Source organism: Nocardioides humi, assembly GCF_006494775.1.
Lineage (GTDB): Bacteria > Actinomycetota > Actinomycetes > Propionibacteriales > Nocardioidaceae > Nocardioides > Nocardioides humi.
Window position 1 is genome coordinate 4,991,632 of record NZ_CP041146.1, and the last position, 13,724, is coordinate 5,005,355.

General features: G+C 73.4%; 13 protein-coding genes and 1 pseudogene. 10 read left to right on the top strand and 4 right to left on the bottom strand.

The annotated features are described in order from the left end of the window. The first annotated feature begins 7 nt into the window (after positions 1-7). From FIV44_RS24100 to FIV44_RS24120, 5 genes are read left to right on the top strand one after another with little or no spacing between them, the layout of a single operon-like run. The gene (locus FIV44_RS24100) at positions 8-463 is read left to right on the top strand and encodes an SRPBCC family protein (protein ID WP_141006663.1); all 456 of its coding nucleotides are present in this window, start codon (positions 8-10) and stop codon (positions 461-463) included. A 37-nt stretch (positions 464-500) separates the two neighbouring features. After that, positions 501-2,348 carry a dihydroxy-acid dehydratase gene (ilvD, locus tag FIV44_RS24105; RefSeq protein ID WP_141006664.1) on the top strand — a complete coding sequence of 616 codons (1,848 nt, stop codon included), beginning with the start codon at positions 501-503 and terminating at the stop codon, positions 2,346-2,348. 19 nt (positions 2,349-2,367) lie between these two features. Beyond that, the gene (locus tag FIV44_RS24110; protein ID WP_141006665.1) at positions 2,368-3,333 is read left to right on the top strand and encodes a pyridoxamine 5'-phosphate oxidase family protein; all 966 of its coding nucleotides are present in this window, start codon (positions 2,368-2,370) and stop codon (positions 3,331-3,333) included. After that, a complete protein-coding gene (locus FIV44_RS24115; protein WP_141006666.1) occupies positions 3,330-4,313 on the top strand; it encodes a hypothetical protein in 984 nt (327 codons plus the stop codon). Before FIV44_RS24110 ends, FIV44_RS24115 begins: the two co-directional genes overlap by 4 nt. A gap of 22 nt (positions 4,314-4,335) precedes the next feature. Beyond that, positions 4,336-5,049, top strand: coding sequence for a GNAT family N-acetyltransferase (locus tag FIV44_RS24120; RefSeq protein WP_141006667.1), 714 nt, complete (start codon positions 4,336-4,338; stop codon positions 5,047-5,049). Here FIV44_RS24120 and FIV44_RS24125 read toward each other — a convergent pair. Beyond that, positions 5,046-6,044 carry an SGNH/GDSL hydrolase family protein gene (locus tag FIV44_RS24125; protein ID WP_246087064.1) on the bottom strand — a complete coding sequence of 333 codons (999 nt, stop codon included), beginning with the start codon at positions 6,042-6,044 and terminating at the stop codon, positions 5,046-5,048. The two genes, FIV44_RS24120 and FIV44_RS24125, sit on opposite strands and share 4 nt — an antisense overlap. Before the next feature lie 73 nt (positions 6,045-6,117). On the opposite strand from FIV44_RS24125, the gene FIV44_RS24130 reads away from it, so the two are divergent. Further along, positions 6,118-6,534 (top strand): VOC family protein, encoded by a 417-nt coding sequence (locus FIV44_RS24130; RefSeq protein ID WP_141006669.1) that lies wholly within the window; start codon positions 6,118-6,120, stop codon positions 6,532-6,534. Between the two features lie 61 nt (positions 6,535-6,595). Here the strand turns inward: FIV44_RS24130 and FIV44_RS24135 are convergent, their stop codons facing one another. The 3 genes from FIV44_RS24135 to FIV44_RS24145 form a co-directional block, all read right to left on the bottom strand. Then, positions 6,596-7,231 (bottom strand): hypothetical protein, encoded by a 636-nt coding sequence (locus tag FIV44_RS24135; RefSeq protein WP_141006670.1) that lies wholly within the window; start codon positions 7,229-7,231, stop codon positions 6,596-6,598. A gap of 220 nt (positions 7,232-7,451) precedes the next feature. Next, positions 7,452-8,072, bottom strand: coding sequence for an RNA polymerase sigma factor (locus FIV44_RS24140; protein WP_219996155.1), 621 nt, complete (start codon positions 8,070-8,072; stop codon positions 7,452-7,454). Between the two features lie 56 nt (positions 8,073-8,128). Continuing rightward, positions 8,129-9,088 carry a LysR family transcriptional regulator gene (locus tag FIV44_RS24145; protein ID WP_181410799.1) on the bottom strand — a complete coding sequence of 320 codons (960 nt, stop codon included), beginning with the start codon at positions 9,086-9,088 and terminating at the stop codon, positions 8,129-8,131. Between the two features lie 116 nt (positions 9,089-9,204). Between FIV44_RS24145 and FIV44_RS24150 the strand changes: the two genes are divergently transcribed. The 4 genes and pseudogenes from FIV44_RS24150 (at position 9,205) to ilvN (ending at position 13,706) form a co-directional block, all read left to right on the top strand. Next, positions 9,205-10,317 carry a 5'/3'-nucleotidase SurE gene (locus FIV44_RS24150; RefSeq protein ID WP_141006672.1) on the top strand — a complete coding sequence of 371 codons (1,113 nt, stop codon included), beginning with the start codon at positions 9,205-9,207 and terminating at the stop codon, positions 10,315-10,317. A 54-nt stretch (positions 10,318-10,371) separates the two neighbouring features. Next, positions 10,372-11,157 carry a CHAD domain-containing protein gene (locus FIV44_RS24155; protein WP_181410800.1) on the top strand — a complete coding sequence of 262 codons (786 nt, stop codon included), beginning with the start codon at positions 10,372-10,374 and terminating at the stop codon, positions 11,155-11,157. Positions 11,158-11,393: 236 nt separating this feature from the next. Next, a pseudogene (locus FIV44_RS24160) lies at positions 11,394-13,167 on the top strand (acetolactate synthase large subunit). After that, positions 13,167-13,706 (top strand): acetolactate synthase small subunit, encoded by a 540-nt coding sequence (ilvN, locus tag FIV44_RS24165; RefSeq protein ID WP_141006674.1) that lies wholly within the window; start codon positions 13,167-13,169, stop codon positions 13,704-13,706. The pseudogene FIV44_RS24160 and the gene ilvN overlap by 1 nt, the downstream one beginning before the upstream one ends. The last annotated feature ends 18 nt before the right edge of the window (positions 13,707-13,724 follow it).

Below are 13,724 nucleotides of genomic sequence, written 5' to 3' on the forward strand. Positions count from 1 at the left end.
GCGCGCCGTGCCCGCCTTCTCGCAGACCCACGAGACCACGATCGACGCCCCGGCCGCGACGGTGCACGGCCTCGTCTCCGACTTCCACGAGTGGATCCACTGGTCGCCGTGGGAGGGCCTCGACCCCGACCTGGAGCGCACGTACGACGGCGCGGGCGTCGGCGCGTCGTACCAGTGGTCGGGCAACAAGCAGGCCGGCGAGGGCCGGATGACCTTCACCTCCATCACGCCGGAGCAGGTCGTGGTCGACCTGGAGTTCCTCAAGCCGTTCAAGGCGCAGAACGTCGTGACCTTCGACCTCACCGCGGACGGCGACCGCACCCGGGTCGCCTGGACCATGAGCGGCCGGCGCAACCTGCTGTTCGCGGTCATGGGCAGGCTGTTCTTCGACAAGGCGATCGGCAAGGACTTCGACAAGGGCCTCGCGTCGCTCAGGTCCGTCGCGGAGGCGAAGCAGGCCTGAGCTCCCCTCCTGTCGGGGAGCGGCGTAGCCTTGAGGCATGCCCACCCTCCGTTCCGCGACGTCCACCTCGGGCCGCAACATGGCCGGCGCGCGTGCCCTCTGGCGCGCGACCGGCATGACCGACTCGGACTTCGGCAAGCCGATCATCGCCATCGCGAACTCCTTCACCGAGTTCGTCCCCGGTCACGTCCACCTGCGTGATCTCGGCAAGATCGTCGCGGAGTCGGTCGTGGCCAACGGCGGCGTCGCGAAGGAGTTCAACACGATCGCCGTCGACGACGGCATCGCGATGGGCCACGGCGGCATGCTCTACTCCCTGCCGAGCCGCGAGCTGATCGCCGACGCCGTGGAGTACATGGTCAACGCCCACTGCGCCGACGCGATCGTGTGCATCTCCAACTGCGACAAGATCACCCCCGGCATGCTGCTCGCCGCGCTGCGGCTCAACGTCCCCGTGGTCTTCGTGTCCGGCGGTCCGATGGAGGCCGGCAAGACCACCGCGATCGAGGGCATCGTCCACTCCAAGCTCGACCTGGTCGACGCGATGGTCGCCTCCGCCAACGAGGCGGTCAGCGACGACCAGCTCGACGTCATCGAGCGCTCGGCCTGCCCGACCTGCGGCTCCTGCTCGGGCATGTTCACCGCCAACTCGATGAACTGCCTCACCGAGGCGATCGGCCTGTCGCTGCCGGGCAACGGCTCGACCCTGGCCACGCACGCCAAGCGCCGCGCGCTGTTCGAGGAGGCCGGCCGGGTCGTCATGGACCTGTGCCGCCGCTACTACGACGAGGACGACGACTCGGTCCTGCCGCGCAATATCGCCAACCGCTCGGCGTTCGAGAACGCCGTCGCCCTCGACGTCGCGATGGGCGGCTCCACCAACACCGTGCTGCACCTGCTGGCCGCCGCCCGCGAGGCCGAGCTCGACTTCGACGTCCACGACATCGACGCGATCTCGCGCCGGGTGCCCTGCCTGTCGAAGGTCGCGCCCAACTCCCCGAAGTTCCACATGGAGGACGTCCACCGCGCCGGCGGCATCCCCGCCCTGCTCGGCGAGCTGCGTCGCGGCGGCGCGCTCAAGGAGGACGTCCACTCCGTCCACGCGCCCGACCTCGACACCTGGCTCGGGAAGTGGGACATCCGCGGCGAGAGCCCGTCGGCCGAGGCCCTCGAGCTGTTCCAGGCCGCCCCGGGCGGGGTCCGCACGACCGAGCCGTTCTCGACCGAGAACCGCTGGGGCACGCTCGACACCGACGCCGCCGAGGGCTGCATCCGCGACGTCGAGCACGCCTACTCCGCCGACGGCGGCCTGGCCGTGCTGACCGGCAACATCGCCGCCGACGGCTGCGTCGTCAAGAGCGCCGGCGTGCCGGAGGAGTGCCACACCTTCCACGGCACCGCGGTCGTCTTCGAGTCCCAGGAGGCCGCCGTCGAGGGCATCCTCGGCAAGAAGGTCGAGGAGGGCCACGTCGTGGTCATCCGCTACGAGGGCCCCAAGGGCGGCCCGGGCATGCAGGAGATGCTCTACCCGACGGCCTTCCTCAAGGGTCGCGGCCTGGGCCAGAAGTGCGCGCTGATCACCGACGGCCGCTTCTCCGGCGGCACCAGCGGCCTGTCCATCGGGCACATCTCGCCCGAGGCGGCCGGCGGCGGCCTGATCGCGCTCGTCGAGGACGGCGACCCGATCTCGATCGACATCCCCCACCGGACCATCCACCTCGACGTCGACGAGCACACGCTGTCCGAGCGCCGGGTCCTGCAGGAGAAGCGCGACAAGCCCTACACCCCGCTCGACCGCCAGCGCACGGTCTCCGCAGCGCTCCGCGCGTACGCCTCGATGGCCACCGCGGCCTCCGACGGCGCCTACCGCCGTGTCCCCGACTGACCGGCGCTGATCGGCCGCCATGGGGAAGATCCACGCACGGGTGGAGGGACGCCTGCGCTCGTTCGTCGAGCGCCAGCACGTGTTCTTCGTCGGCACGGCGCCGCTGGCCGGCGACGGCCACGTCAACGTGTCCCCGCGCGGCGTCCCCGGCAGCTTCGGGATGCTCGACGAGCACACGTTCGCCTGGGTGGACACCTCCGGCAGCGGCAGCGAGACCATCGCGCACCTGCGGGAGAACGGCCGGATCGTCGTGATGTTCTGCGCCTTCGAGGGCCCGCCCAACATCCTCCGGTTCCACGGCCGCGGCCGGGCGGTGACCATCTACGACGAGGAGTACGCCGGGTTCGCGGGCCGCTTCGACGACGTACCCGGCGCGCGGGCGGTGATCGTGGTCGACATCGAGCGGATCTCCGACGCGTGCGGCTACGGCGTGCCCCTCATGGAGTACGCCGGCGAGCGGGATCTCCTGCCGCGCTACTTCCGCCGCAAGGGCGTCGAGGGCTCGGCCGACTACCGGCGCCGCAAGAACCGCACCAGCATCGACGGCCTGCCCGCCTACGACTACGACCCGCTCGACGAGTGGGCGACGCGCCAGGGGCTGGACCGGATCCGGGCGCGGCTGGCCGCCCAGATCGACGGCTGGGCCGAGCCCGCGTCGTACGCCCTCGCCCTCGACGGCGTGATCGGCCACGTCGACGGGCCCGGCGGGCCGCGCCGGCTGCCGGCCGTCGTCCTGGCGACCGTGCTCAAGCACGACGGCTCCACGGCGACCCTCGACGTCAGCCGCCAGCAGCTCGACGAGGCGATCACCGCGCTCGCGCCGGCCACCGCGTGCACCGCGGTCGACCACCCGGACCTCGCCGCCTGGCGGGCGCTGCGCGACGCCCACGACGAGCGCGGCGGCGCGATCGCCGCGGTGTTCGTCGGCGACGCCGCCGATCCGGTGACGTCGCCGATCGACGCCGACCTGCGGGGCCGCTGGTGACTCCTCCGCACCGCCTGGCCGCGGTCGTCATCCTCGGGATGGCGCTGCTGCTCGCCGCCTTCACCGACCCGGGCCACGGCGCGCGCGACGACTCCGGCGTGCTGCGCCCACTGACCGCGCCCGTCCCGAGCCGGGCCGCCGAGCCGCCGCCGGCGCCCGACCCGGCCCCGGCGCCTGCGCCGGCCGCGCCTACCGCGACGCCGCGCTGGCAGGCCGAGCCGGTGCTCCCGGACCGCGGGATGCTCATCGCCTACTACGGCACTCCCGGCACCGGGGCGCTCGGCGTCCTGGGGGAGACCTCGCCCACGAAGGCGTTCAAGCGGCTCAAGCGCGCCGCCCGGCCCTTCAAGCGTCCCGGGCGGCCGGTGCGCCCGGTGTTCGAGCTGATCGTCACCATCGCCGACGCCCATCCCGGCAAGGACGGCGACTTCAGCCACGACGTCAAGAAGAAGCACGTCCGCCGGTACGTCGACGCCGCCCGCGAGCTCGGCGCGCTCCTCGTGCTCGACATCCAGACCGGCCGCTCGGACTTCCTGACGGTCGCCCAGCGCTGGTCGTGGGCCCTCGAGCAGCCGCACGTCGGCCTGGCCATCGACCCGGAGTGGCGGATGCGGCGCCACCAGGTCCCCGGCCGGGTGATCGGCAGCGTCGGCGCCGGCGAGGTCAACCGCACCAGCAGGTGGCTGTCCCGGCTGGTCGTCGAGCACGACCTGCCGGAGAAGCTGTTCGTCGTCCACCAGTTTCGGAACTCGATGGTGCGCCACATCGGGCGGATCAAGCCCCGCGACGGCCTCCAGCTGGTCCAGCACGTCGACGGCTTCGGCACCCGCGGCCAGAAGCTCGACACCTACCGCGCCGTCGCGCGCCCGGACATCTTCGCGATGGGGTTCAAGCTGTTCTACGACGAGGACGTCCGGCTGATGGGCGCCAAGGCGGTCCACAAGATCCGGCCGCGCGTCCGCTTCGTGTCGTACCAGTGACCGACCGGCTGAGGGGATCGCGATGGCCCAGGTGAACGAGCACGGCCAGGCGGTCGGCGACCCGGTCCCCGGCTGGGAGCCGCGGCCCTGGCCGGAGCCGGTCGTGCTCGAGGGCCGGTATGTCACCGTCGAGCCGCTGACCTCGGCCCGCTACGCCGACCTCTTCGCCGCGACCTGCGGGCCCGGCGACGCGGACCTGTGGACCTACCGGCCGATCCCGAGGCCGGGCTCCCTCGCCGAGCTGTGGATGCACCTCGCGGCCCACCTCGACGACCCCGCGATGGCGACCTTCGCGCTCGTGCCGCTGGAGGGCGCGGCGGCGGGCGCGGCGGCCGGCCTCGCGTCGTACCAGAGGATCGAGCCGGCCCACGGCCAGGTCGAGGTCGCCGGCGTCCTCCTCGGCCGGGTCCTGCAGCGCACCCGCGCCGCGACCGAGGCCCTCCACCTGCTGATGCGGCACGCCTTCGACGACCTCGGCTACCGGCGCTTCGAGTGGAAGTGCGACAGCCTCAACGAGCCCTCCCGGCGCGCGGCGCTGCGGCTCGGGTTCATCGAGGAGGGCCGCTTCCGCCACCACATGGTCACCCAGGGCCGCAACCGCGACACCGACTGGTTCTCGGTCACCGACGCCGAGTGGCCGCGCGTCCGCGCGGCCCACGAGCGGTGGCTGGACCCGGGCAACTTCGACGACGCCGGGTGGCAGCGCGCCTCGCTGGGCGCGCTCACGTCCTCCTAGCGACCGAGGACCTGCAGCACCGACTCCGCCTGCGCCCGGGCCCCGGCGGAGTTGGGGTGTGCGGGGACGGCGACCGCGAGGCCGTTGAGGGAGATCACGCCCAGCCCCTCGACGTACCTCGTCAGCGGGCCGGTGCACACGTGGTGGCCGGTGCTGAGCGGGTGGGTGTCGACCAGCTCCGCGCCGCCGCGCTGCGCCGCCCGGGCCAGCATGGCGTTGAGCTGCGCGAAGACCCCGTGCAGGTAGGCCATGTCGGCGTTGGTGATCGGCACGACCGGCCAGCAGCCCCGCTCCGGGATGGCGTCGAGGTAGTTGACCAGCAGCACCCGCGCGTGCGGCGAGCGGCGGCGGATCTCCTGCAGCGCCGCCACCACCTTGTCCTCGGAGGCGACGATGTTCTCGGCCAGCTGATCCACGCCGCCGCGGGTGAACCGCTGCTTGCACGCGCCCAGCGGCGGCTGGGAGACGTCGATCAGCGGCAGCACGTCGGGCAGCGGCAGCGCGGGCGCGGGAATGCCGATCGGCGAGAGCGAGATGCACGACATCGCACCGCTGGCGATGCCGGCGTCGTTGCCCCCGATGCCGACCGTCACGAGGTCGGTGGTCGGCGTGAGCCGGTCGAACTGCGGGGCGTTGACGCCCCCGAGCGGCAGCCGCTGCGGCTGCGTGAAGTGATCGGTGGTCGCCGACCCGCAGGTCGCGTCCCGGAAGGTCGCGACGCCGAGCCGCTTCGCGACCAGCTTCGGGTAGTTGCTGTGCGACTGCGCGCAGTCGATCGGCACGTGGGTCGCGTCGGGCAGGCCGTCCTTGTCCAGGAAGACCACGTCCGCCGACCACGAGTCGCCCAGCGCGACGTACTCGTCGTAGGCCGGCTCGGCGGCGGCTGGTTCGGCGGCGGCCGGGGCGGCGTGTGTCGGAGCCTGGACGGCGACGGCGAGCGCCGGGGCGGCCAGGGACAGGAGGCCGAGCAGGGTGGAGGTACGACGAGGGAGCATGCTCTCCACAACGAGCGGATGTGACAGCGGTCACTCCCGCCCTCGTGTCGGAGGGGCGTGCTTGGCTCCCTCCATGGACCAGCGGATCAGCTTCATCACCCTCGCCGTGGCCGACCTCGACGCCACCCGCCGCTTCTACCGCGACGGGCTCGGGTGGACGCCGGAGCTCGACGTGCCCGGCGAGGTGCTGATGTTCCGGGCCGGTCAGCACCTCGTGCTGTCGCTGTGGGAGCGCAGCCACTTCGAGGCCGAGGTCGGTGCCACCATGACCGGGCCGGGCGTCGCACCGCTGACGATCGCCCACAACCTGTCCACGGCCGAGGGCGTCGACGAGGTGCTGGCGACGGCCCGGTCCGCCGGCGCGGCGGTCGTGCAGCCGGCCGAGCAGCGCGACTGGGGCGGCTACTCCGGCTACTTCGCCGACCCCGACGGCTACCGGTGGGAGATCGCCTACAACCCCGGCCCGGTGGGGGAGGTGGTGCTTCCGTGAGCTGACCTTCGGAGGCGGCCCTCCGGCTCTCCTGCTTTCCGGCTCTCCGGGCCCTGCGGACTCAGGGGCGGGGGGATCCGAGATCGGGGCGCTCGGTGCCGAGCAGGTCGCTGGCCAGCGGGCGACCGGCGGTGTCGAAGGCCCGTGTCTCGAGGACGATCCCGTCGAGGGGGAGCTCGGTGTCGGCCCAGGCCGCGACGTAGACGTAGCCGTCGCTGGGGACCGCGCTGCGCCAGGTGCCGGGAGCGGTCGCGGTGCCGACCCGCATCTCCACCCGGCCGACGGCGGGGTCGACGCGGTACGACCGGTCGACGCCGAGGTCGGTGACCACCCCGGGGCGGTCGAGCGGGGTCGCGTAGCTCCACCCGCCCGCGTCGACGCTCGTCAGCGGCCGGTCGGCGCTCGGCTGCTCGACCACCGACTTCGACTGCGGTCCGGCGACCATCGACCCGTCCGTGCCGTAGGCGGCGTCGCGGCACAGGTACTCCGTGCCCGTCGCCGCGTCCCGGGCGAGGACGACCGCGACCGCTCCGCTGCCGGTGCGGGCCTCCTGGGTGAAGACCGGGGCGTAGCGGCCGGCGTCGAAACCCATCGACCGGGCGCAGTGGTCGATCACCCGCTGGGCCGCACCCGGCGACAGCGGGCCACCGCCGATGTCGTCGACGGGGGTGGTCGGTGTGGTGGTCGCGGTGGGCACGGTGGTGGTCGCGGCGGGACGGGGGCGGGAGCCGTCGCCCCCAGGAGCACCGCGCTCCCGGTCGCGATCACGCCGACGGCGGCGGCCGCCGCCAGCGGCAGCTGCCACGCCGGACGCGGCCGTCGGGGCGCGGGCGCGGCGGACAGGACCTCGCGGAGGATCTCGTCGCGGCGTGCCGGAGCGAGCGTGGGACGGGGTACGTCGTGGGGGCTGAGCGGGTTCATCGACGCTCCTCCTGTTCGGTCGGTTCGGTCGGTTCGGTCGGTTCGGTCGGTTCGGTCGGGGCGAGCACGGCGCCGAGCCGCGTGCGGGCGCGGGAGACCCGGGACTTCACGGTGCCCTCGGCCACGCCGAGGACGTGGGCGGCCTCGGCGATCGAGAGCTCCTCCCAGACGACCAGCTCCACGGCCTCCCGCTGCCCGCTCGGCAGGCCGGCCAGGGCCCGGCGCACGTCGGCCATGCGCCGCTCGTCGTCGACCCGGCGGGCCACGTCGTCGGCGTGGTCCTCCTCGTGACGGCCGGGCTCGTGCTGCTCGATGCGGTCCCGCAGCACCCGGAGCCGCCGCGCCGACCGGCTCAGGTTGCGGCACTCGTTGGCCGCGATCCGCAGCAGCAGCGGTCGTGCGGTAGGGAGCTCGAGGCGGGGCAGTCGTCCCTCGGTCGCCTGCCGCCAGACGGTGGTGAACGCCGCCTGGACGACGTCCTCCGCGCCGCCGGTCGACGCCGTACGACGGAAGGCGAAGCGGAAGACCGCGTCGACATGCCGCTCGTAGAGCGTCGCCAGCGCGGCGGCGTCGCCCCGGCGCAGGAGCTCCCAGTGATCGGTGTCGGCACCGTCCACGAGGACTCCTTCGGAGGTCGGCGGTGGGCACATCGGCGGGGTGCGGGTCGGCGGGCTCACACAGGAGAAGGGTCCGCGAGGGACGGCTCGGTTCCCTCTCCGGCAACTCCCTCTCCGGCAACTCCCTCTCCGGCAACTCCCTCTCCGGTGACCAGTGTGCCGACGTCACGCAGCACGGCGAGCAGGTGCCGGCGTACGCCGGTGGTGGCGCCGGCCCGGTGCACCGCGACCAGGGTGCGGTGCATCGGCGGGTCGAAGCCGCGCGAGACCACGCCGGGCAGCGGCGCCCGGCGCGGGTCGAGGCTGTGCCACAGGCAGGAGGCGACGCCGCTGCTGACCGCCGCCAGCCAGGCGTGCCGCTCGTCGGTCTCGACGGCGACCTCGGGGGTGATCCCGCAGCCCGCGAAGAAGGCATCGAGCGTGGCCCGCCGGTCCGAGCCGGGCGTGGGCAGCACGAGCGGCACGGTGCCGAGATCGGCGAAGGTCACCGGATCCGGCAGCTCGACGTGCGCCGGGGAGTAGAGCCGCACCTCGGCCCGCCCGATCGCGACCTGGGCGAGGTCGCCGGGCACCCGGCTGTCGCAGAGCCCGAGATCGGCTCGGCCCTGCACGACGAGCGCGGCGACCTCGGCCGAGCTGCTGCCGCCGAGCAGGCGGGCGTGGACCGCGATGCCGTGCTCGCGGAGCCCGGCGAGGATCGGTACGGCGAGCGCCGCCTGCAGGGTGGGCGAGGCGGCGATCACCAGCGGCGTCGCCGCCGGTGCCGCGGCGGCGGTGCTGCGGAGCGCGTCGATGCCGCGGAGCACGGCCCGGGCCCGGTGCACGACGGCGTCCCCGCTCGGCGTGAGCACGACACCGCGCCCGTCCCGTGCGAACAGCGCGAGACCCAGCTCCCGCTCCAGCTGGCGGACGGCGCGGCTCAGCGCGGGCTGGGCCACGAACAGCGCCGCCGCCGCGGCGGTCATGCTGCCGTGCTCGGCCGTCGCGACGACGTACCGCAGCTGCTGGATGTTCATCTCGTCCGTGCCTCGATGCTCGCGACCCATGCCGAACGGGTCTTGGACGGGCCACTGCCCGCACCCCGAATCTAGAACGCGTTCCACTCCGGTACCACCCCAGCGAGGAGTTCGCGATGCGCCCCGTCCCCACCGTCCCCCTGCTCCCACGCCTCCTCGCGGTCGGCGTCGGTCTCGCCGCCGGTCTCGCCGGCATCGTCGCGGCGGCTCCGGTGACCACCGCCGCGCCATCGGCCGGAGCAGCGCCATCGGCCGGAGCAGCACCGTCGGCCGCCGCTGCGGCGCCCGCGACCGCGCCGGCCCCGGCCACGCCGCTCGCCGGCCTCAGGGTGCTGCTCACCAACGACGACAGCGCCCGTGGTGCCGATGCGGGCTACGGCACCGACGGCAAGGGCCTCTACGTGCTGCGTCGCGCCCTGTGCACCGCCGGCGCGGACGTCCTCGTCGTCGCCCCGTGGTCGCAGCAGAGCGGCGCCGGCGCGCGGATGACCACGCCCGGGTTCACGCCGGTGTCGATCACGGTGCAGGCCGTGACCCCGCCGGCGGCGTACGCCGACGACTGCGCCGGCACCTCGACCGGCGGCGCCGTCTTCGGCGTCTGCGTCGCCGCCGCGCCGTGCACGTCCGCCTCGCCGTCGGCCTCGCCCGCCGACGCGGTCCACGTGGGCCTGAGCAGGTTCGCGCGGGACTACTGGAGCGGCGGGCCGGACGTCGTCCTGTCCGGCACCAACTTCGGCCAGAACATCGGCGCGACGCTCAACCACTCCGGCACCGTCGGCGCCGTCGTCACCGCGCACGAGTACGGCGTCCCGGCGCTCGCCGTCAGCGCCGAGGTCCCGCGCGACCTGGCCCAGATCCCCAACGTCCCGTTCGCCGCCGCGGGCGACTTCGCCGTCAGGCTGCTCGCGACGCTGGTCAAGCACCGGGCGCTCACCGGCAGCCTGGTGCTCAACGTGAACTACCCGTTCGTCGGCCCCGGCGAGAAGCTGGGCCGGGCGGTCCGGGCGGAGGTGGGCCGGAGCAGCGACCTCGGCCTGACCTTCCTCGACGACGTGCCGGCCGCCGGCGGCACCTACCGCCTCGTCGCCGGCGACCCGGCCCGCGAGACCCGCCCCGGTGCCGACACGACGGCCCTCGCCCGCAACGACATCCCGGTCACCGCGCTCGACGGCGACTGGGGCCGGTCGCTGCCGCTGCAGGTCTGGCTGCTGGTCGCGACGCTGCGCTGACCAATGCCCCGGACTCCCTGCCGGGGGACCCGCCACGATGGCACAGTGGGAGGCGTGGCGGGCACCCCGGCAGGCGAGCTGCTGACGCAGGCCGTCGGCGCCCTGGTCGCCGAGATCCGCGACGGCCGGGAGCCGGCGCTGGCCGACGAGCCGGACGCGGTGCACCAGCTGCGCACGTCGGTACGCCGGCTCCGCAACGTCCTCGCCGGCTTCGGCCGCTACGTCGAGAAGAGGCCCGCGCGCGTGCTGCGCGGCCACCTGGCGTCGTACGGCGCGCTGCTGGGCGCCGGACGCGACCTGGAGGTGCGGGCCGAGGACTGCCGGCGGGTGCTCGCCGAGGTCGGCCGGACCGACCTGGAGCCCGCGCTGGTCGCCCCGCTCCTCGCGGCCCACGACGGCGCGCACACCGTGCTCGTCGACTGGCACGCCTCGCCCGACGCCGTCGCACTCGACCGGCTGCTCGCCCGCTGGGGCGACGAGGTGCCGCTCACCCGCCGGGCCGGCCGGCGCGCGGACCGGGTGAGCACGAAGGTGCTGGACCGCGAGGTGCGCCGGGTCCTCGACCGCGCGGCCCAGGGCGAGACCTCCCACGAGGTCCGCAAGGCCGCCCGCCGGCTGCGCCATGTCGCCGACGCCGTGGGGGAGCGCGACCTGGCGCGGCTGGGCAAGGAGGTGCAGGGCCGCCTCGGCGACCACCGCGACGCCCTGCTCCTCGCCGGCCATCTGTGGTCCGCCGGCGCCCCGGCCGTCGTCGTCGCCCACGTCGAGGCGGCCGCGAGCAGCGCGCTCGACGGCCTCCCCGAGGCCCTCGACGCCCTCCGCCGCGTGCACGGAATCTGAGACCGCCGTCTTGCGATCTGGGACGAAGTGCGACACTGGTTCGACGGCACGACGTGCGGCGGCTACGGTGGCTCCATGCTTGACCTGATTCTCGTACGCACCGGACGCGCCGGCTGAGCCTGACCAGGACTTCCGTCAGACGAACGCCAGCGCGTCCACCCCTCGTTGCCCAGCAACCGAGGGGTTTTTTGTTGAGTACGACATAGCCACCACAGCAGAGACAAGGAACGACTCGGATGAGTGAGCAGCAGGGGTCGGGCGCCGATGCCCAGGCAGAGGGCATCACCGGAGCACAGAGCCTGGTCCGGTCCCTCGAGGCGGCCGGGGTCACCGACATCTTCGGCATCCCGGGCGGCGCCATCCTCCCGGCGTACGACCCGCTGATGGACAGCAGCATCCGCCACGTCCTCGTGCGCCACGAGCAGGGCGCTGGGCACGCCGCGCAGGGGTACGCCGCCGCGTCCGGGAAGGTCGGCGTCTGCATGGCCACCTCCGGACCGGGCGCGACCAACCTGGTGACGCCGCTCGCGGACGCCCACATGGACTCGCTGCCGATGGTCGCCATCACCGGCCAGGTCGGGGCCTCGCTGATCGGCACCGACGCCTTCCAGGAGGCCGACATCCGCGGCATCACGATGCCGATCACCAAGCACAGCTTCCTGGTGACCGACCCCGCGGAGATCCCGACCAAGATCGCCGAGGCCTTCCACATCGCCTCCACCGGCCGCCCCGGCCCGGTGCTGGTCGACGTCACGAAGTCCGCGCTCCAGGCCGGCACGACCTTCGACTGGCCCACCGAGCTCAACCTGCCCGGCTACCGCCCGGTGACCCGGCCGCACGCCAAGCAGATCCGCGAGGCCGCCCGGCTGATCCTCGAGTCCCGCAAGCCGGTGCTGTACGTCGGCGGCGGCACCATCCGCTCCGGCGCGTCGAAGGAGCTGCTGGCCCTCGCGGAGCTGACCGGCATCCCGGTGGTCACCACGCTGATGGCGCGCGGCGCGTTCCCCGACAGCCACCCGCAGCACCTCGGCATGCCCGGCATGCACGGCACCGTCGCGGCCGTCGCGGCGCTGCAGAAGAGCGACCTGATCATCAGCCTCGGCGCCCGCTTCGACGACCGCGTCACCGGCAACCTCGACTCGTTCGCGCCCGGCGCGAAGGTGATCCACGCCGACATCGACCCCGCCGAGATCGGCAAGAACCGCTTCGCCGACGTCCCGATCGTGGGCGATGTCCGCGAGGTCCTGGTCGACCTGGTCACCACCCTGCGCACCGAGCAGGACGCCGGCAACACCGGCGACTACGAGGGCTGGGTGGCGTTCTGCGCCGGCGTGAAGAAGAAGTACCCCTCGGGTACGACGCGCCGGCCGACGGCGGCCTCGCCCCGCAGTACGTCCTCGAGCGCCTCGGCGTCCTCTCCGGCCCCGACACGATCTACACCGCCGGCGTCGGCCAGCACCAGATGTGGGCGGCCCACTTCGTCGGCTACGAGCGCCCCAACACCTGGATCAACTCCGGGGGCTGGGCACCATGGGCTTCTCCGTCCCGGCCGCGATGGGCGCCAAGGTCGCGATGCCCGACCAGACGGTGTGGGCGGTCGACGGCGACGGCTGCTTCCAGATGACCAACCAGGAGCTCGCCACCTGCGCGATCAACGACATCCCGATCAAGGTCGCGGTCATCAACAACGAGTCGCTCGGCATGGTGCGCCAGTGGCAGACGCTGTTCTACAACGAGCGCTACTCCAACACCGACCTGCACTCCAAGCGGATCCCCGACTTCGTCAAGCTCGCCGACGCCTACGGCTGCGTGGGCCTGGCCTGCGAGTCGCCCGACGACGTCGACGCGACGATCCAGAAGGCGATGGAGATCAACGACGTGCCCGTCGTCGTCGACTTCCGGGTCCACCGCGACGCCATGGTGTGGCCGATGGTCGCCGCCGGCACGAGCAACAACGACATCAAGTACGCGCGCGACCTGGCGCCCCAGTTCGACGAGGACGACCTCTGATGGCCAAGCACACCCTGTCCGTCCTCGTCGAGGACAAGCCCGGCGTCTTGGCGCGGATCTCCGCGCTGTTCAGCCGCCGCGGCTTCAACATCGAGTCCCTCGCCGTCGGTCCGACCGAGCACGAGGAGATCTCCCGGATGACGATCGTCGTCAACGTCGAGTCCTCGCCGCTGGAGCAGGTGACCAAGCAGCTCAACAAGCTGGTCGAGGTGATCAAGATCGTCGAGCTCGACGCGGCCGCGTCGGTCACCCGCGAGCTGGTGCTCGTCAAGGTCGGCGCCACGGCGGAGAACCGCGGCGAGGTCCTCGACGTGGTCCAGCTGTTCCGGGCGAAGGTCATCGACGTCGCCTCGGACGCGATCACCATGCAGATCGTCGGCAACGACGGCAAGATCGCCGACTTCCTGCGCGTGCTCGAGCCCTTCGGCATCCGCGAGCTCGTGCAGTCCGGCATGGTGGCCATCGGCCGCGGGTCGCGCTCCATCTCCGAGCGCAGCAAGCCCGTCGCCGTCCCCGTGCCGCCCGCCGCCCACGCCTGAGAACCCCACCCCATCCCC

Excerpts from the sequence above, each read along its gene's own strand:
- ilvD (WP_141006664.1), top strand. The coding sequence starts at position 501 with ATGCCCACCCTCCGTTCCGCGACGTCCACCTCGGGCCGCAACATGGCC.
- FIV44_RS24110 (WP_141006665.1), top strand. The coding sequence starts at position 2,368 with ATGGGGAAGATCCACGCACGGGTGGAGGGACGCCTGCGCTCGTTCGTC.
- FIV44_RS24120 (WP_141006667.1), top strand. The coding sequence starts at position 4,336 with ATGGCCCAGGTGAACGAGCACGGCCAGGCGGTCGGCGACCCGGTCCCC.
- FIV44_RS24125 (WP_246087064.1), bottom strand. The coding sequence starts at position 6,044 with ATGCTCCCTCGTCGTACCTCCACCCTGCTCGGCCTCCTGTCCCTGGCC.
- FIV44_RS24130 (WP_141006669.1), top strand. The coding sequence starts at position 6,118 with ATGGACCAGCGGATCAGCTTCATCACCCTCGCCGTGGCCGACCTCGAC.
- FIV44_RS24145 (WP_181410799.1), bottom strand. The coding sequence starts at position 9,088 with ATGAACATCCAGCAGCTGCGGTACGTCGTCGCGACGGCCGAGCACGGC.
- FIV44_RS24150 (WP_141006672.1), top strand. The coding sequence starts at position 9,205 with ATGCGCCCCGTCCCCACCGTCCCCCTGCTCCCACGCCTCCTCGCGGTC.
- ilvN (WP_141006674.1), top strand. The coding sequence starts at position 13,167 with ATGGCCAAGCACACCCTGTCCGTCCTCGTCGAGGACAAGCCCGGCGTC.